This window comes from Actinoplanes sp. CA-252034 (genome assembly GCF_050956125.1).
Lineage (GTDB): Bacteria > Actinomycetota > Actinomycetes > Mycobacteriales > Micromonosporaceae > Actinoplanes.
Window position 1 is genome coordinate 5,281,015 of sequence record NZ_CP191846.1, and the last position, 16,853, is coordinate 5,297,867.

The following is a 16,853-nucleotide window of genomic DNA, read 5'->3' on the forward strand; positions in this document are numbered from 1 at the left end:
CTAGCCCTTCACGGCGCCGGCGGACATGCCGGCGACCAGGTTGCGCTGGATGATCAGGAAGAACACGACGACGGGGGCGGCGAAGATGACGGACGCGGCCATCTGGGCCCCGAAGTCGGTGCCGGTGTGCGGGTTGGTGAACGAGGCGAGCCACACCGGCAGGGTGTAGCGGGCTTCGTCCTGCATGAAGGTGTAGGCGATCAGGTAGTCGTTCCACGCGGCGATGAACGCGAAGATGCCGGTGGCGATGACACCCGGCGCCACCAGCGGGAACAGGACGCTGACGAGGGTGCGCCAGGTGGTGGCGCCGTCGATCTGGGCGGCTTCCTCGACCTCGGCGGGGACGGCGACGAAGAAGCCGCGCATCACCCAGATCGAGAACGGCAGGACGGTGGCGACGTACGCGAGGATGAGCGCCGCGTAGGTGCCGAGCAGGTCGAGGCGGTTGAACATGGTGAACAGCGGGATCAGCATGGCCGTGGCGGGCAGCATCTGGACCGCGAGGATGACCACCATGATCGCCCGGCGGCCGGGGAACCGGAACCGGGACAGCGCCGCCGCGGCGAAGATGCCGAGCACGATGGACGCGAGGACGGTGACGGTGACGACGATGACGCTGTTGCCGAGGTTGGTGAGGAACTGCGGCTGGGTGACGGCGGCGGTGAAGTTGTCGAGCGTCGGGTGGTGCGGCCAGAAGTGCGGGTCGGGCGTCATGACCTCGGGCCGCGGTTTGAAGGCGGTGTTGACCATCCAGTAGACCGGGAAGATCCACACCAGGCAGAAGACGGCGGCGATCGCGTTCTTCACAGGTCCTCCCCGGCTTTGAGCAGGTTGCGGATGTAGACGGCGGTGAGAGCGAGCAGCAGCAGCGTGGTGACCACGGAGACGGCCGCCCCGTTACCGATCTTGAATCCGACGAACGCCGTCTTGTACGTGAAGACGCCCAGCGTCGCGGTGGCGTCGTCCGGCCCGCCGCGGGAGATCAGCCAGATCTGGTTGAACACGTTGTAGTCCCAGATCACCGAGAGGATGGTGACCAGCAGCAGCGTCGGCCGCAGGAACCGCAGCGTGACGATGCGGTAGACGCTGAACTCGGAGGCGCCGTCGAGCCGGGCCGCCTCCTTGTACTCGTGCGGGACCTGCGTCTCGGCGGCGTTGAGGGTGAGCGCGATGAACGGGACCGCCTGCCACACGATGAGCAGCCAGATCACCACGTAGGCGAGGACCGGGTCCTGCGCCCAGTTCAGGCCGGCGGTGTCACCGAAGATGCCGAGCATCCAGTTGACGACACCGTATCCGGGCTGGAACAGCCAGTTCCAGACCAGCGACGACGCCACGTTCGGCATCGCCCAGGCGACGATCAGGACGACGGTCACCGTGTGCCGCCAGCCGCGGCCGAGGCGGGTGAGCAGGTGCGACACCCCCATGCCGATGAGTACGCTGCCGGCCACCATCGCCGCGGTGAAGACGAGGGTGCGCAGCAGCGAAGCCCAGAAGGCCGGGTTCTGCAGCAGGGTCGTGTACTGGTCGGCGCCGACGAAGCTGTGGACGCCGGTGAACAGGGTCCGCTGGCTGTAGTCGGTGAACGACGTGTAGACCAGGAACCCGATGGGCGCGAGCGTGACCACGGCGAGGACCAGGACGGCCGGGCTGAGCAGCAGGTACGGGGCCGGGTCCCGCCGGCGGCGCGAGCGCGTCACCGGCGGGTCGGTCGGCGCGACGGTCGTGTCGCGCGGGGCGGTTGTGGTCCTCACTGTCCGGCGAGGGTCGTCGCGAGGTGGGTGTCGAACTCCGTACCCGCGGCTTCGGGGGTCTTGGCGCCGGAGGCGACCGCGGCGAACAGCTGGTTGATGCTCTTGTCGCCCTCGATCGTGGACCACTGTGCCGCGGCCGGGGTGGCCTTGGACGACAGGGCGCCGCCGAAGAAGCCCTGCTGCTGCTCGGTGAGTCCCTTGGCCTGGGCGGCCTGGATGCCTTCGGCGCTGTTGGGGATCCACCCGTCCTTGCCGTAGACGAACTCGTCCTGCACGGCCGGGCTGCCGGCGATCTTCACCCACTGCAGGGCCAGGTCGGGAGCGTCGCTCTTGGCGGCGATGCCCCAGTCGGAGCCGCCGAGCATGACCGGCTGGGTCTTGCCGGAGGTGCCGGGGAACGGGAAGGTGCCCAGGTCCTCGGCCTTGATCTGCGGGTTGGCCTTCTGGATCAGCCCGATCGAGCCGCTGGTGGCCAGGATCGCCGAGGTCTTGCCGTCGGCGAACAGCTGCGTCTGGTCGGGCGTGAGGGTGTCCAGGGTGCGTGATGCGGCCGTGGAGTAGGTGTTCTGGAACGTCTTGAACTCGGTCAGGCCCTTCTGCCCGGCGGGGGTCGAGAAGCCGCCCTTCCACGTCTTGCCCTCGGCCGTGGCGATCTCGCCGCCGGCGTCCCAGACGAACTGCAGGCCGGCGAACCAGTACTGGCCGGGCAGGTAGAACGGGGCGAAGTCGGCCGCCGGGTTCTTCGCCTTGACCTTGTCGAGGGCGTCGGTCAGCTCGGCGTAGGTCTTCGGGACGCCCGTGACACCGGCGGCGGCCCAGGTCTTCTTGTTGTAGATGACGGCGCGGGCACCGGCGAAGCCCGGCACGCCGTAGAGGGCGCCGTCGACGGTCGCCGGGTTCTCCAGGCCGGCCAGCCAGGTGCGGCCCTGCTGCAGGTCGGCCTTGTGCCCGGTGAGGTCGAGCAGGCCCCCGTTGGCGGCGAACCCGGGCACCTGGGTGTTGCCGAGGTCGAGCACGTCCGGGGTTCCGGTGGTGGACAGGGCCGTACTGATCTTGGTGGTGATGCCCTCCCACTGCTGGATCTGCAGGTCGACCTTGGCGCCGGTGGCCTCGGTGAACCGGCTGTTGATCGCCTGCAGGGTGACGTCGGTGTAGTCGCCGTCCATCACCCACACGGTGAGGGTCTGGTCCTTGGGGTCGCTCGTGGCCCCGGTGCCGCCGGAGCAGGCGGTGAGGGCCAGCAGGGTGACGCCGAGTGCGGCGGCGACGGAGGTTGATCTATGTGACATGCGCGCTCCTTGGCGGTCATGTTTTTCACAGCTTGCCGTTGCCGATGAAAATTACGACCGCACGCAGGGCTAGTCAATAACTGTTGGCTATGTTTCCATTTCGCCATGAAGCTGGTGGTGGGCGTCGATGCGGGCGGGACCTGCTCCCGAGCCGTCGTCGCGACCGTCGACGGGGAGGTCGTCGGACGCGGGCTCGCCGGGCCCGGCAACCCGCTCTCACACGGCCCTTCGCAGGCGGCCGCCCAGGTCGGGGCCGCCGTCCGGCAGGCGCTCGGCGGGCGCTCCCCCGGCACGGTCGCGGCCGCCATCCTCGGCATCGCCGGGCCCGCGGGCACCGGCCCCTTCGCGGCCGAGCTCCGGATCGGCGGCCCGGTCACGGTTGTCGGCGACGTGGTCACCGCCTTCGCCGCGGGCGTCGCGGCCCCGGCCGGTGCGGTGCTCATCGCCGGCACGGGCGCCATCGCCGCGGCGGTCCACGATCACGAGGTGGTACGGACCAGCGACGGCCTCGGCTGGCTGCTGGGTGACGAGGGATCCGGGCGCTGGCTCGGGTTACAGGCCGTGCGGTTCGCCGTCCGTCACTGGGCCACACCACTCGCCGCCCAGGTGGCCGCCCACGCCGGAGTGAGCAGCTCGGACGACCTGGTGTACTGGGCGCAGGCGCTGCCGTTCACCGCGATCGACGACCTGGCGCCGCTGGTCTGCACGGCCGCACGTGACGGCGACCCGCACGCCGGAGCCCTCGTCGACGCGGCGGTGACATGCCTCCTGCGCACCCTCGACGACCTCGGGCAGGACGGGCCGGTCGTGCTCGCCGGAGGGCTGCTGGCGGGCGGGACACCCGTACAGCATGGGGTGTTGAAAGCCCTGGAAGCTCGCGGCCGGCAACCGCGTCTCGCGCTGGATCCGGCCGCCGGCGCCGCGTGGCTGGCGGCCCGGCCGCTCAGCTCGCTGCCGCCGGACCGCCTGCACGAGGCCCTGCTCGGCCCTCCCACGCCGACGGCGACGCCCCTGTCGGCGCGGCTCAGGAACGCAACCCTCGGCGCGATCCGGGAACGCCGCCCCCGCGTCTCCGAAACCTAGACCCACCCCGCACCCGTCGCGGGCATGCGGGCCCGGAAGCCCGTGGCGTGGTGCGATCACCAGCAAGGTCACGGCCGACAGCGCGGCGGGACGTCTCCCGGGCTGCCGGGTCAGTCGGCGTCGGTGGCGCCGCGCCAGTCGCCGGTGTCCAGGTACTCGCCGGCCTCTCTACGCTCTCGGACGGCCGCAACCGCCCGATCCTCCTGGTCCTCAGTCACGGCGTGATCATGCACCAGGGGTACGACATCGATGCGCTCTCGTCCTACGCGTCACCGGTGACATCCACGGAGACCAGAGGCCCCGCTCGCCGGTGAGGATGCCCACAAGGGACCCCGCGGGGGACCACGAGGATCGACGAGTTCCGCTATGTTGCCCGTCGATCCACAACGGGGAACGGGGAACACGTGGCAGGACGACGCACCCTCGCAGGCGCAGCAAGCCTGGCGATGATCACCGCGGGTATCGCGGTGACGACAACGACCACGCAGGCCGCAGCGGCACCGCCGCCCCTGCCCGACCCAGTCCGGGCCGCCGCCGACGCGACCTCGGTCGTGCAGCGCGACCGCGCCACCGTGCGGGGTGGCCCGGACGAGAAGTACGCGGTACGCGACGTGCTGGTCGAGGCGGACGGCAGCCGCCACGTCCGCCTGCACCGGACCTACCGCGGTCTCGAGGTGCTCGGCGGCGACTTCGTCGTGCACTCGACGGCCGACGGGCGCCTGAGCTCCACCACGGTGGCGCAGGACCAGGTCATCAAGCTGCCCACCAAGCCCGCGGTCTCCGCGAAGAAGGCGGCGGCCGCGGTCCCGGGCAAGCCGACCACCACCCTTGTCGTCGACGCGGTCGCGGGCACACCGGTGCTGGCCTGGCGGGTCCGCGGCAACGGCGTCGAGAAGATCCTGGACGCCTCGACCGGCAAGCTGCGGCGCACGGTCGACGACATCCGGACGTCCGGCCACGCGGGCACCGGCCACGGGCAGCTCTCCGGCCCGGTCACGCTGAACACCACCCGCCGCGACGACGGCGGCTACCAGCTCGTCGACCCGGACCGGGGCAACTCCGAGACCCGCAACGCGCAGGGCAGGAACTTCCCCGCGCCGGACGACACGGCCGCCTTCACCGACGCTGACAACGCCTGGGGCGACGGCACGCTCGCCGACCCGGCGACGCTCGCCGTCGACGTCCAGCACGGTGTGCAGCAGACGTGGGACTTCTTCCAGCGCACGTACGGGCGCAACGGCATCGCTGACGACGGCCGCGGAGCCCTGGCGATCGTCCACGACAGCTCCGCCGACGGGAACGCCAACTGGAGCGACTCGTGCTTCTGCATGCGGTTCGGCGCCGGTGACTCCCGGAAGAAGGCGCTGACCTCGCAGGACATCGTCGCCCACGAGTGGGCGCACGGCGTGACCAGCGCGACCGCCGACCTCGAGTACTGGGGCGAGTCGGGCGGGCTCAACGAGGCGACCAGCGACATCTTCGGCACGCTGGTCGAGTTCGCCGCCGCCAACCCGGTCGACCCGCCCGACTACCTCATCGGCGAGCAGTCCGACGTCGGCGGCGAGGGCCGGCCGCTGCGCTACATGGACGACCCGACCCGCGACGGCAGGTCGATCGGCTGCTGGGACGGCGCGAACCGCGACGTGCACTATCTGTCGGGCGTACCCAACAAGTTCTTCTACACGCTGGCCGAGGGCAGCGCACGGTCGGCCTGGGGCGAGGCGGCCCCCTGCCGGGGCGCGGCGCCGGTGACCGGCATCGGGCGCGACAAGGCCGGGGCGATCTGGTACCACGCGCTCTCCCGCTACATGGTGTCGACGACGACCTTCTCCGAGGCGCGTGCCGCGACCCTGCGCAGCGCCGAGGACCTGCACGGCAAGGACAGCACCGAGTACGCGGCGGTGGCCGCCGCCTGGACCGCCGTGCAGGTCGAGGCGACACCGACGGTCAAGCAGACCCCGACGATCGCGCGGATCGCGGACCGGACCGACCGGGTGGGCGATACCGTGCGCCTGCAGGCCGAGGCGACCGACCTGCAGGGCGGGCCGCTGCGCTTCACCGCCGAAGACCTGCCCAAGGGACTCACCATCAGCGAGGACGGCCTCGTCACCGGCACCCTGGTCGAGGACGACTGGTCGACCCCGGCGATCATCGTGACCGACCCGGACGGCTACCAGGACGCCACCGACTTCTGGTGGGAGGTGCACGCTCCGCCGGTCGTCGAAGACCCCGGCCCCCAGAGCACCGAGGTCGACGCCATCGTCGACCTGCAGTTGAAGGCCACCGACCGGGACTACGTCCAGTGGCAGTTCACCGGCCTGCCGGACGGGCTGAGCGGCAGTGGTCAAGGCCGCGTCACCGGCTCGCCCACCACGGAGGGCGCCTTCGAGGTGACCGCCACCGCCACCGACCTGGACGGTACGGCCTCGTCGGTGACGTTCGCCTGGACCATCACGCCGGCGGGGCCCCCGGCGCCGGTACCGATGCTCTACGGGTTCATGACCGGCAGCGACGTGCAGGTCCTGTGGTTCGACGCGCCGGGCAACCCGGAGACGATCGCCGGCTACGAGGTGACCATCAGTCCGGACGGTCCCACGGTCACGGTCGACGGCGGGACCACCAGCACGATCATCCCGGACCTGGACCCCGCCAAGGAGTACACCGTCTCGGTCGTCACGCTCCACCGCGACGGCCGCCGCAGCACCCCCAAGACCGCCGAAGTGTGGAAGTGAGTGTTGCGGTAACGGGTGGAACAGCGAGAGCGGCCGCCTGAACGGCGGCCGCTCTGCGGTGCTCGTCAGTAAGGACTCGCCGGCCAGGCGCGTGAACGACCCCGGGAGGGCACCAAGCCCCGCCGAACCGGTTGAACGACAAGCTCAGGAGCGCAGCCCCAGCAGCGCGGCCAGACGGCGCCACTCGGCGAGCGGAAGCTCGCGCGGCGAGCCGGCCTCGGTGAGAACCTGGATCGCCACGTGGTCGGCGCCCGCGTCGAGGTGCGCGTCGATCCCGGCGCGGACCGCCGCGTCATCGCCCCAGACCACAGCCGAGTCGATGAACCGGTCACTGCCGTCCCCGGCGAGGTCGGCCTCGTCCAGGCCGAACGTGGCAAGCTGCCGGGTGTAGTTGGGCAGGGCGAGATAGGGCTTGAGGGCGCGGCGCCCGGCACGGCGGGCGACGCCGGGGTCGGTCCCGAGGAAGACCTTCTGTTCCGGTACGAGCAGAGGTCCGTCCCCGAGAATCCGGCGCGCCTCAGCCGTGTGCGCCGGTGGCATGAGATAGGGCAGGGCCCCGGCGGTCAGCTCCCCCGCGGCCTGCAACGTCCTGGGCCCGAGGGCGGCGATCATCCGCTCGTCCGCGGGCACACCGGCCAGCGCGCCGTTGAGCAGTTCCTTCAGACGGCTCAACGGCCGGGTGTAAGCCTGCCCGAGTCCTTCGGCGGTGACCGCGTGCCCCGAACCGAGGCCGAGATAGAACCGTCCCGGGAAGGCGTCGCGAATCCGCTGGTGCGAGGCAGCGAGCCGCTCCCCGTTACTGGTCCAGATGTCCACGATGCTGGTCCCGACGACGAGCGTGCTGGTGGCGCCCAGGATCGCGTCGACGATCCCGAGATCGTCGCCGGGACTGCCGCCGACCCAGAAGGCCCCGAACCCGAGCCCCTCGATCTCCCGGGCCACCGCAGCGACGTCCTCGGCGCCGTCCGGCCAGATCCGACCGGGGGCCCACAGTCCATATCGTCCCAGATCATCCATGAACCGGTATGTTACCCGCGAAGGTCATCCAAAACCGGACGCAGGCACGTGGCGAATCGGCAGACCCCTCTTCGACCACGGTAATTCACCTCAACCCGAGAATATGGTCGGGCACCCCGCCGCCCACAGTGCCGAATCTTTGCCGCGCCTCGAATTCGTGCCACGCCTCGAATTCGTGCCACGCCTCGGACTCGTGCCACGCCTCGGACTCGTGCCATACCTCGGATTCGTGCCACGCCTCGGATTCGTGCCACGCCTCGGATTCGCGGCACGCCTCGGCTTCGGCAGCGAGGAGGAGGGATTCCCGCACGCTCTCTGGAGTATTGAAATCGGTCATCCAGCAGAATTGATCGCCGTTGAATGAAGCACACGAGCGAGAGCGGCCGCCCTCGCTGAATCCTCTGCGCGGACCGGCCCGAATCAGCCGTTTCCTTTGGTGCTGCCCTGAAGCACGCGGTGGCATGGGGTCACGCGAAGCAGCCCCGGGAGCGTCCGGCGGTCATCCGCACCCGCCGCCAGCAGTCATGCCGGCGAAGGAGCGGGGTCGTCCGGGCCGGCGGCTGGTCGGATCAACGGGTGGGATCTGCGGCGATACGGGTAGCAGACATCCGATCAACGGCCCCTGCCAAGAGGTGCGCCGAGGCCGAGCCGGACAGAAATCGGACACGCTGGGTCACATCGCGAGGCCGGGCGGTCACGGAAGCCGCTTGGCTGTTCCCGTGGTCGTGGATAGCATTCGTTCTCCCGATCAAAGGGAGCTCGATTTGCCAGCTCGGCGTGTGATCGATCCCGATGTCCTGCTGCGTAGCGCGGCCATGCATTATTTGAAGCATTCGACTATCGACATGGAGTTGCTCGCCACGGAAATGGCGATCAGTCGAGCGACTCTCTATCGGATGGCGGGCAGCAGGGACGCGCTTCTGGGCGAGGTGTTCTGGGCGCTCGGGCGGATCTTCATAGCGGAGGCGTCGGCAGAGGCCACCGGGACCGGCGCCGACCGGGTGATCCACGTGTCGCGCCTGTTCGCCGAGATGGTGACCGGGGCGCAGCAGCTCAAGCAGTTCGTGGCCGAGGACCCGCAGACGGCGGCACGGGTGCTGTTGACTACGGGCTCCGACGTGCACCACCGTGCGGTCGACGCACAGCTGGAGATCTTCGAGCAGTCACGGGTGATCGGTGATCCAGCGGACATGCGATCGCGGGCTTTCCTCTACGTGCGCCTCATGGAATCGGTGGTGTACAGCCCGGTCCTGGGCGTTCCAGAAATGGATTTCAACCTGGCCGAACCGGCATTGCGGGCCTTGCTCCCGTGTTGACACCGCAGCCAAGCCGGCAACATCAACACCCAGGGCCCCGGCAAAGTCCTAAATGAGGCCGAGAAGTGCCAGTGGGCGGCTGCTGTCGCGGGCGTGGTGCCGGTTGGCGGCGGCGATGTTGGTGGTTCCGGCCGCTCGTAGCGCGCTGATGGCGGCGTCGCGGAGGGCTGCCATGACGTGTGGTCCGGTGCCGGTGCGGATTTGGCTGCGATCTTCGTCGTAGGTGACGTCGCGAACCCAGTGGATCTTGTTCTCGATGGTCCAGTGACCGCGGATCCAGTCAGCCAGCTGGGCCGGCTTGGCCTGGTGAAGGAGTAGGTCGGTGATGGCGTAGACGGTTTCGGTGGTGAAGCGTCGGGGCTGGTCGAGACGGCGTCTGCGGCGGCGGATCTGCAGGGCCTGGGCGGCGTGCGGGAAGTCGATGCCGGCCGCGACGGTCAGGATCTTCAAGGTGCGGATCTCTCGGCGGCCGTGGCCGCGGTCATCCTGGCGGGCAGCTTGCGGGACCTGTCTCCACGGCAGTCTTGAGAGTTGTTTGTGCAGGTGAGGCTGGTTTCCTTTGACGGTCAGGATCCAGTGGGCGCCGCGTTCGGCGAGGTAGTCGACGTGTTCGCGCTGGCAGTGCATGGCGTCAGCGGTGATCACGGTGTCGCGTAGGTCGCCGATCTGGTCGAGCAGCGGACCGAATCGGGTGATTTCATTGGTCTTGCCGTCGACATCAGTGCTGGCCAGGACGATACCGGCGTTCTGATCGCAAGCGGCCAGGACGTGTCGGGCGGTGCTGTCGCCGGTGCGGGATCCGCGCAGTGTCTTGCCATCGACCGCGATGGCCTGCCGACTCGCCGGGGTCTCGGCCCGGCCTGCGAGCCAGACAGTGATCGCGGTGGTCAGCAGCTGCGCGTCGAGGGCCTGCAAAAGCCGGCGGATCATTGCTTCGGATGGGCGCCGGCCAGGGGTGATGCCCAAGGTGAGAGCGGTCGTGGCCGGCACGTCGGCGACCCACTCGGCGATCGCGGTGTAGGAACGGCAGCCGGCGATCACCGCGCAGACCGCTGCGACAACCACCACCGTCAGCTGATGCCGGACCCCTCGCCGGGCCCGCGGATCGGGCAGCTCGGCCAGCGCTGCCACCAGCCCGCCAGCGGTTTCGGGCACGGTCAGAGCCGGTGTACAGGACAAAGAGGAGATCAGAGATGATGGCAGTGCGGGCATGACTCACTTCGGATAGATCATCGTGGCGTAGGAACCTTGATGATCTTCTGAATCGGTCATGCCCGTCTTGCTGCACCGAACAGCGGCGCTTCTACCCCAGTCCACTCAAGTCGGACACCACCACGACTTTGCCGGGGCCCTGCATCAACACCCGGCCCAAACCGACATCCGAACGATGTTGACCGGAATTCAAAATTTACGCTCGCCCAACGATGACGCGTGCGGTCAACATTGACGTGCGGTCAACATTGACGCCCCCTCAACATTGACGCCCCCTCAACATTGACGCTCGGTCAACATTGATGCCCGGTCAAGTGATGACTTCACTCGATATGGACGTCCGGTCGACGTTGACGATTCGTCGATGTTGAGCGGTCTGCACCGCTGACAAGCCGTCAACGTTGACCGGCGGGCGAGGTTGAGAGCCGGTCAACGTTGACGGCGGAGCAAGCCTTCAGCGTCAGATCGTGAAGTTGGTGCAGCTGCTGCGGTACTCGTCGACGGTCAGGCCCGTGGTGGGGCCGGGGCAGACGAACTGCCGGTAACGGGTGTCGTTGTCGACGAAGAGCTTCAGCCACGCGATGCTGTGCTTCGCGATAGTGGTGTTGGCGCTGTTCGGTGCGAAGTGGGTGGCGTTGTTCAGCTCCAGATAGGCCTTGCCCGGGCTCGACGGCAGGCTCTGGTAGAACGGCTCCGCGTGGGTGGCCACGGGAGCGACGGTGTCGCCGTCGGCGCCGATCACCAACGTGGGGACGGTGTTGCCGCTCCACGACTTGGTCAGGTTCCACGGGGTCAGTGGGATCGCGGCCTGCAGCGACGGGCGACTACGTGCCGCCTCCAAGGTGCCGCCGCCGCCCATCGAATGGCCGACGACCGCGACACGGGTGGGGTCGATGCGGGTGCGGATGCTGCTTCTGCCCGTAAGGTAGTCGGCGGCGGCGAGCAACTGGCGGCCCCGACTGTCGGGCTGGTCGGAAGTGGTCAACGTGTCGATGTTGAACACCACGAAACCCTGCGAGGCGATCCGCGGGGCGAGCCACGCCATGCTGGATTTGTAGGCGGTGTAGCCGGGGGCGATGACGACCGCGCCGAAGGTGCCGGCGCTGGTGTCGGTCGGGTAGTAGATGTCGCCGCCGCCGAAACCGCTCGCGGCCAGGCGGGACACGCTGCTCTGGGCGGTGGCGAACGGGCCTCGAACCGCTTCGATGCCGGCGACGGTGGGAGCCGGGCCCTTCGAGAACGACACGGTGGCGGCGTTCGCGGACGGGACGAGGGTGATGCCGGCGACGCTGAGGGCGACGGCGGCCAGGGCGCCGACGACGATCCGGCCGCGCTTCTTCACAGTGGTCGAGGACAAAGCGTCTCCCTTGTCGATGTGGTCGGACAAGCGATTGTTGAAGGCGCGGAATACGTTTCTCAATAGTCTCGGAACCTTGTGAGACGGCCGTCTTAGAATGCGATCCGCAAATGGTCACGCTCCCATTGTGATGACCCGAGACCCTCCACCGGCGCCGGCGTAGAGCGCGGTGATCGTCTCGCGCAGGGGGCGAGCGACTCGGGCGGCCGGGCCGCCCGCGCCTCGGCACGGAGCCGCATCCAGGGACTGACGGCGTGGGCCACGTTCTCCCAGACTATGGCGGCACGGTGGCAGCCGTCGGGTTCGGTGCAGGCGGCGCTCGGCCAGGCGGACGCTCGCGGGCCGAGCACATAGGGCAGCAGGCGCAACACGGCCGAGGTGAGCCAGACCCGCGCGGCCGGAGCGAGCCGGATCAGCCGACCAGGGTGAGCCGGATCAGCGCGGCCGGGGTGAGCGGAATCTGCACGGCCGGGGTGGCCCGGATCAGTGCGGTCAGGGCGAGCCGGAACTGCGCGACGGCGGTGTCGGTCGCCCGAAGCGGTCGGACGGCGGCCTCAATTGGGAAATCAACTGGATCATGGGCTTCCCCAACGGCATCGGGTGGGCGTCCCGACAGCCGCCGTCGGCCGCCGCCGGATTTGGAGGCGGCGGCAGACCCTCATCTTGTACGGCTACTCATGCTCGTTTCGAGCGGACAACGCCTCGCCGAGCCGCCGAAGGTTGGACACCACCGGAGCGTAGCCGCTGAGCCACTTGCGGATGTCGTGTCCACAGGGCACCCCGAGCAGGGCCATTCCGGAGTGCCGTGCCACATGCAACACGTCGCATCGCCCGCTGACCAGCAGGCAGTGCGCCGGGTCCACATCGAGCAGCCGAGCCGTCCGGGAGGCGACGCTCACCTCGCCGAACGTGTCGCCGTCGAGTCCGAGGCGTCCGGCGACCACCGCGATCCGGCCGTCCAACCCGTGCGCACGCAATCCGGCGCGCATGGCGTTCTCCTCGAACCGGCCGACCACCCACACCCGGCGGCCCGCGTCCGCGCATCTGTCCAGCAGTTCGGGTAGGCCGCGCGTCATCCGGGCGGTGAGGGCGGCGTCCAGTTCGGCGATCGACGCGGCGGACTCCGCGACGCCGACGATGTCCGGCTCGTGCCAGAACAGATGGCTCAGCATGTCGGGAACGGAATAGCTTGTCCGGGCACCCCACCGGTCCCGTGGCTGCTCCGGCATCGAGTCAAGCACCGCCGACGGCTTGCATGTCGTCGGCATCGTGAAGCAGACGCCGTCGAAGTCGAGCACGACGTGCCGTGCGTTCGAGACCGCCCGCGCCACATGCGGGCGAACCCTGACCCTCACCCCACCGTCCACCGCCCCATCCTGAAGCAAAGACGATCATGAGCCAACCGGATTTGCCCGCCAGATCCGCGGCCGGTCCAGGTGTCCGCGGTGGACGGCACGGGGCGAGCAGGAGCCGCGTCCGCCAGTACAGCACGTGTCAACTATCAATTGACATATAAAGGGACTCATCGCGTTGACCTGCCGAAACGCCTTCTCTAACGTGAGCCACTCAGGCTCAAGTCGGAGGAGTGGCGTGACAGGGCTGACCCGTGTGGCACGCGATCGAAACGCTGTGGCGTATCTGGCGGCCGTGCTCGTGTCCAGTTTCGGGACCAGCGCGATGATGCTGGCGGCCGGCATCTGGGTGATGGAGCTGACCGGATCGAGCAGTCTCGCCGCGTGGACCGGCTTCCTGCTGTGGGCGCCCACGCTGGCCGGACCGGTGATCGGCGCTGTCGTCGACCGGGCGCCGCGCCGCCGTCAGGTGATGGTCGGGACGCACGCCGTCATGGGCCTGCTGCTCCTGCTCCTGTTGCTGGTCGACGACCGTACCCACGTCTGGTTGATCTTCGCCGTGATGTTCGCCTATGGCGTGAGCTTCGTGGTCCTGGACGCGGCCGAGACGGCGGTGCTTCCGGCCGCGATCTCCGCCGACCTGCTCGGCGACGTCAACGGGTTGCGGATGTCGGCGTCCGAGGGCATGAAACTGGCCGCCCCGCTGATCGGCGCCGGGCTGTTCGCCTGGCTGGGTGGCGCGAGCGTGGCTGTCCTCGACGCGGTCACGTTCTTCGCTGCCGCCGCGTTGTGCCTGCTCCTGCGGCCCGGGCCGCTCACGCACGAGCCGGAGACCACCCCGTGGGGGCAGCGGATCGCCGAGGGCTTCCGTGTGTTGTGGGCGCATCGCGAGTTGCGGCGGATCGTCTTCGCCGCGGCGGCGGTCATGACCGTCGGCGGGCTGACCGGCACCATGGTCTACGCCGTTGTCGACGAGGGGCTGCACCGTTCGCCCGCGTTCGCCGGGGTGCTGTCGGCGATCCAGGGCGGCGGGTCGGTGGCCGGTGGGCTCCTGGCCGGCACCCTGCAACGCCGGATCCGGCCGCACGTGTTCGTCGGTGTCAGCATCGCCGCCTTCGCCGCCGGGGCCCTGCTGCGCGTGCTGCCGTCGCTGCCCGCGGTCGCCGTCTCCAGCGTGCTGATCGGGGTCACCCTGCCCTGGGTGCTGATCGCCGTCGCCACCCGGGTGCAGAGCGACATCCCCGGCGCGTATCTGGGCCGGGTCTCGGGCACCGTCGGCCTGCTCACGTTCGCGCCCGGCGCCGCCGGCCAGGCGGCCGGCGCGTCGCTGCTCGCCGTCACCGACTACCGCCTGATCCTCGCCGCGGGTGCCGCCGTCGCCGCCGTGACCGCGGCCCTGTGCTTTCGCCCTCTCGGTAGTGCCCGGGCGGACGGGCCGGAGGCAGGACCCGGGTGGACGGGCCGGAGGCAAGGCCCGGGCGGACAGACCGGAGGCAGGACCCGGACCGACGGGCCGGAGCACGGCCCAGGTGAACGGGCCGGAAGCAGGGCCCAGGTGGACAGACCGGAAGCAAGACCCAGGCGGACAGACCAGAGGCAGGGCCAGGATGGACGGGCCGGACCCAGCGGAATCAGGCGTGACCGGTACCGACGTGCTCGCTGATGGAAGGCAGGGTGCGCAGCCGCGGGATCGGTGAGCCGAGCAGCCACAGCCATGCCAGCGTCCCGCCGGCGGCGGCGATCAGCAGGGTGGGGCGTAGCCCGAGTGAACCGCCGAGAAGCCCGCCGATCATCGCGCCGAGCGGCCGGGCGCCGTAGTTGACGGTGCCGAAGACACCGGACACACGGCTGCGCATGTGGTCGGCGATGACCGCGGTCTGCACCGAGTTGAGATTGATGTCGAAGAGCATCACGCCGGCGCCGGAGACCGCCTCGGCCAGGGCGATGATCGTCGCGATGAGCCAGTCGGGGCCACCGGCGAGGGCGATCGCCGCGGTCGGAGCCGGGAAGAGCACGGCACCGATCACGATCATGCGGCCGACGCCGAACCGGGCCGAGAGACCGGGGGCGATCACCGCGCCGGCGACCGCACCGATCGCGCCGACTCCGAACGCGAGGCCGAGCAGTCCGGCAGGCAGGCCCAGTTCGCGGCTGGCGTACAGGATGATCAGCGCTTGGGCGATGAAGCCGAAGAAGTTGACGGTCGTGACGCAGGCGAGCGCCGCCCGCAGGTAGGGGTGGCCGCGCACGTAACGCAGGCCGGCGCCGATGTCCGCGGTCAGCGAGGATCGTTCGCCGACCGGCGCGGGGGTGGCCGGGATGCGGGCGATGAACAGCGCCGAGACCAGGAACGAGACCGCGTCGACGAGGATCGCCACGGGCGCTGTCAGCGCCTGGATCAGGAAGCCGCCGGCGGCCGGGCCGGCCACGAACGACGCCGAGCGGCTGGTGCTCAGTTTGCTGTTGGCGTCGACGTACTGATCGCGGTCGACGAGGGTCACGAAGAACGAGGAGTATGCGCAGGAGAACAGCACCTGGCCGGCACCGGCGAGCAGCGCCACCGCGAAGACCTGGGGCAGGCCGAGGACGCCACACCAGTACGCGATGGGCAGGCTGAGCAGTGCCGCGGCGCGGAGCAGGTCGGCGACGACGAGCAGCCGCTTACGGTGGGCCTGCCGGTCGACCCAGGCGCCGGCCACGGCCGAGAGCAGGTTGGGCGCCCAGATGGCGGCGGTCAGTAGACCGACCTCGGCGGGCGTCGCGGCCAGCATCGTCACCGCGATCAGCGGCAGGGCCAGCTCACTGATCCGGTCTCCGAAGTGCGAGACGGTCTCGCCGGCCCAGAACGCGGTGAAACGCCGGTTGCGCCACAGTGGGCTCGTCGTCATCACTGCGCCTCGGGAAGGTAGTTGCGCAGGATGCGGACCCGGCGGGCGTCGGCCGGCGTGTCCTGGTCGGTGCGCCGCGTGTAGACGGCCAGCAGCTCGTCCATGTCGCGCTGCAGTCTCTCCAGCTCGGCGGCGGTCACCCGGACACCGGTGCTGGCCACGCCGGACAGCCGCCGCCACGCGGGATCGAGCTGGGGCTCGGTCTCGGCCCACCAGTGGTCGGCCTGCCGGCGGGCGGCCTGCTCCATCTGGGTGGCCAGCGTCCGGTAGGCGGTCTGCGACTCCTCGCTCTCGGACGACTCGACGGTGAACCCGCGGGCGACGGCCTTCCAGTACCGCTGGCGCCCGTCGTTGGGCACCTCGTCCGGGTCCGCGTCGGTGACCAGACCGAACGTCGCGAGGTGACGCAGGTGCCAGCTGGTCACCGAAGGCGTCGCCCCGACGTGCGAGGAGAGCTGAGTGGCGGTCATCGGGCCGCTGCGCTGCAGGGCCGTCAGGGCGGCGAGGCGCACGGGGTGGGCGAGCGCCCGCATCGCCTGGGGGTCGGTGATCGTCACGTCGCCGAACGGATTCGTGAGAGACATGTTTCGAGAGTAACCTCTCACGTCTCCGCGTCAAGCGCTCCCCGCGGCCTCGCAGGGCATCGGCCGTTCAGCCGATCGCGCCATCAGCCTGATGGACGCATGGGTGGCTCGTTCGGGGATACCGAGTTGGCGCCGGTCACCGCCGCCTACGATTCATAACGCTCCCCAGTGCCATTCTTCGGCCCGCTCAAGGGAGTTCGACCACGCCATTCAGCGGCGGCCGAATTTGTAAGACTTCGCAGCTCAGAGCGCTCATCAAGGTCGGACCA

At 69.6% G+C, this 16,853-nt stretch carries 14 protein-coding genes; 4 read left to right on the forward strand and 10 right to left on the reverse strand.

Features of this window, described 5'->3' with window-relative positions:
• The 3 genes from ACQPZW_RS24180 to ACQPZW_RS24190 are packed head-to-tail and all read right to left on the reverse strand — an operon-like array spanning position 1 to position 3,043.
• Positions 1 to 807 (reverse strand): carbohydrate ABC transporter permease, encoded by an 807-nt coding sequence (locus ACQPZW_RS24180; RefSeq protein WP_433797213.1) that lies wholly within the window; start codon positions 805 to 807, stop codon positions 1 to 3.
• Positions 804 to 1,754 (reverse strand): carbohydrate ABC transporter permease, encoded by a 951-nt coding sequence (locus ACQPZW_RS24185; protein WP_433797214.1) that lies wholly within the window; start codon positions 1,752 to 1,754, stop codon positions 804 to 806. The genes ACQPZW_RS24180 and ACQPZW_RS24185 overlap by 4 nt, the downstream gene beginning before the upstream one ends.
• The gene (locus tag ACQPZW_RS24190; RefSeq protein WP_433797215.1) at positions 1,751 to 3,043 is read right to left on the reverse strand and encodes an extracellular solute-binding protein; all 1,293 of its coding nucleotides are present in this window, start codon (positions 3,041 to 3,043) and stop codon (positions 1,751 to 1,753) included. Before ACQPZW_RS24190 ends, ACQPZW_RS24185 begins: the two co-directional genes overlap by 4 nt.
• A gap of 105 nt (positions 3,044 to 3,148) precedes the next feature.
• On the opposite strand from ACQPZW_RS24190, the gene ACQPZW_RS24195 reads away from it, so the two are divergent.
• Both ACQPZW_RS24195 and ACQPZW_RS24200 read left to right on the forward strand, forming a co-directional pair.
• Entirely contained in the window at positions 3,149 to 4,126 is a 978-nt protein-coding gene (locus ACQPZW_RS24195; RefSeq protein WP_433797216.1) for an N-acetylglucosamine kinase, read from the forward strand.
• A gap of 467 nt (positions 4,127 to 4,593) precedes the next feature.
• Positions 4,594 to 6,858 (forward strand): M4 family metallopeptidase, encoded by a 2,265-nt coding sequence (locus ACQPZW_RS24200; protein WP_433797217.1) that lies wholly within the window; start codon positions 4,594 to 4,596, stop codon positions 6,856 to 6,858.
• 144 nt (positions 6,859 to 7,002) lie between these two features.
• On the opposite strand, the gene ACQPZW_RS24205 is transcribed toward ACQPZW_RS24200, so the two are convergent.
• Positions 7,003 to 7,875: a TIGR03620 family F420-dependent LLM class oxidoreductase gene (locus ACQPZW_RS24205; RefSeq protein WP_433797218.1), complete on the reverse strand. Its 873-nt coding sequence runs from the start codon at positions 7,873 to 7,875 to the stop codon at positions 7,003 to 7,005.
• Between the two features lie 85 nt (positions 7,876 to 7,960).
• Positions 7,961 to 8,212, reverse strand: a complete 252-nt coding sequence (locus ACQPZW_RS24210) for a hypothetical protein (RefSeq protein ID WP_433797219.1) — start codon at positions 8,210 to 8,212, stop codon at positions 7,961 to 7,963.
• A gap of 442 nt (positions 8,213 to 8,654) precedes the next feature.
• Between ACQPZW_RS24210 and ACQPZW_RS24215 the strand changes: the two genes are divergently transcribed.
• Positions 8,655 to 9,191, forward strand: coding sequence for a QsdR family transcriptional regulator (locus ACQPZW_RS24215; RefSeq protein ID WP_433797220.1), 537 nt, complete (start codon positions 8,655 to 8,657; stop codon positions 9,189 to 9,191).
• A 48-nt stretch (positions 9,192 to 9,239) separates the two neighbouring features.
• Here the strand turns inward: ACQPZW_RS24215 and ACQPZW_RS24220 are convergent, their stop codons facing one another.
• From ACQPZW_RS24220 to ACQPZW_RS24230, 3 genes are all read right to left on the reverse strand, one after another.
• On the reverse strand, positions 9,240 to 10,403 hold the full coding sequence (locus tag ACQPZW_RS24220; protein ID WP_433788678.1) for an ISAs1 family transposase: 1,164 nt from the start codon (positions 10,401 to 10,403) through the stop codon (positions 9,240 to 9,242).
• Between the two features lie 460 nt (positions 10,404 to 10,863).
• Complete coding sequence (locus tag ACQPZW_RS24225; RefSeq protein WP_433797221.1) at positions 10,864 to 11,760, reverse strand: alpha/beta hydrolase family protein; 897 nt, start codon at positions 11,758 to 11,760, stop codon at positions 10,864 to 10,866.
• A gap of 671 nt (positions 11,761 to 12,431) precedes the next feature.
• Positions 12,432 to 12,932, reverse strand: coding sequence for a hypothetical protein (locus tag ACQPZW_RS24230; RefSeq protein ID WP_433797223.1), 501 nt, complete (start codon positions 12,930 to 12,932; stop codon positions 12,432 to 12,434).
• 457 nt (positions 12,933 to 13,389) lie between these two features.
• Here ACQPZW_RS24230 and ACQPZW_RS24235 point away from each other — a divergent pair, with 457 nt between their 5' ends.
• On the forward strand, positions 13,390 to 14,775 hold the full coding sequence (locus ACQPZW_RS24235; RefSeq protein WP_433797225.1) for an MFS transporter: 1,386 nt from the start codon (positions 13,390 to 13,392) through the stop codon (positions 14,773 to 14,775).
• Here ACQPZW_RS24235 and ACQPZW_RS24240 read toward each other — a convergent pair.
• Together ACQPZW_RS24240 and ACQPZW_RS24245 are read right to left on the reverse strand one after the other, a co-directional pair.
• Positions 14,744 to 16,000, reverse strand: coding sequence for an MFS transporter (locus tag ACQPZW_RS24240; RefSeq protein WP_433797226.1), 1,257 nt, complete (start codon positions 15,998 to 16,000; stop codon positions 14,744 to 14,746). The genes ACQPZW_RS24235 and ACQPZW_RS24240 overlap by 32 nt on opposite strands.
• Positions 16,000 to 16,584: an ArsR/SmtB family transcription factor gene (locus ACQPZW_RS24245; RefSeq protein ID WP_433797227.1), complete on the reverse strand. Its 585-nt coding sequence runs from the start codon at positions 16,582 to 16,584 to the stop codon at positions 16,000 to 16,002. Before ACQPZW_RS24245 ends, ACQPZW_RS24240 begins: the two co-directional genes overlap by 1 nt.
• Positions 16,585 to 16,853: the final 269 nt, after the last annotated feature.

Bases quoted from the DNA above. Each gene is read 5' to 3' on its own strand.
- ACQPZW_RS24195 (WP_433797216.1), top strand. From the start codon at position 3,149: ATGAAGCTGGTGGTGGGCGTCGATGCGGGCGGGACCTGCTCCCGAGCC.
- ACQPZW_RS24190 (WP_433797215.1), bottom strand. From the start codon at position 3,043: ATGTCACATAGATCAACCTCCGTCGCCGCCGCACTCGGCGTCACCCTG.
- ACQPZW_RS24210 (WP_433797219.1), bottom strand. From the start codon at position 8,212: ATGACCGATTTCAATACTCCAGAGAGCGTGCGGGAATCCCTCCTCCTC.
- ACQPZW_RS24205 (WP_433797218.1), bottom strand. From the start codon at position 7,875: ATGGATGATCTGGGACGATATGGACTGTGGGCCCCCGGTCGGATCTGG.
- ACQPZW_RS24245 (WP_433797227.1), bottom strand. From the start codon at position 16,584: ATGTCTCTCACGAATCCGTTCGGCGACGTGACGATCACCGACCCCCAG.
- ACQPZW_RS24240 (WP_433797226.1), bottom strand. From the start codon at position 16,000: ATGACGACGAGCCCACTGTGGCGCAACCGGCGTTTCACCGCGTTCTGG.
- ACQPZW_RS24220 (WP_433788678.1), bottom strand. From the start codon at position 10,403: ATGCCCGCACTGCCATCATCTCTGATCTCCTCTTTGTCCTGTACACCG.
- ACQPZW_RS24230 (WP_433797223.1), bottom strand. From the start codon at position 12,932: ATGCTGAGCCATCTGTTCTGGCACGAGCCGGACATCGTCGGCGTCGCG.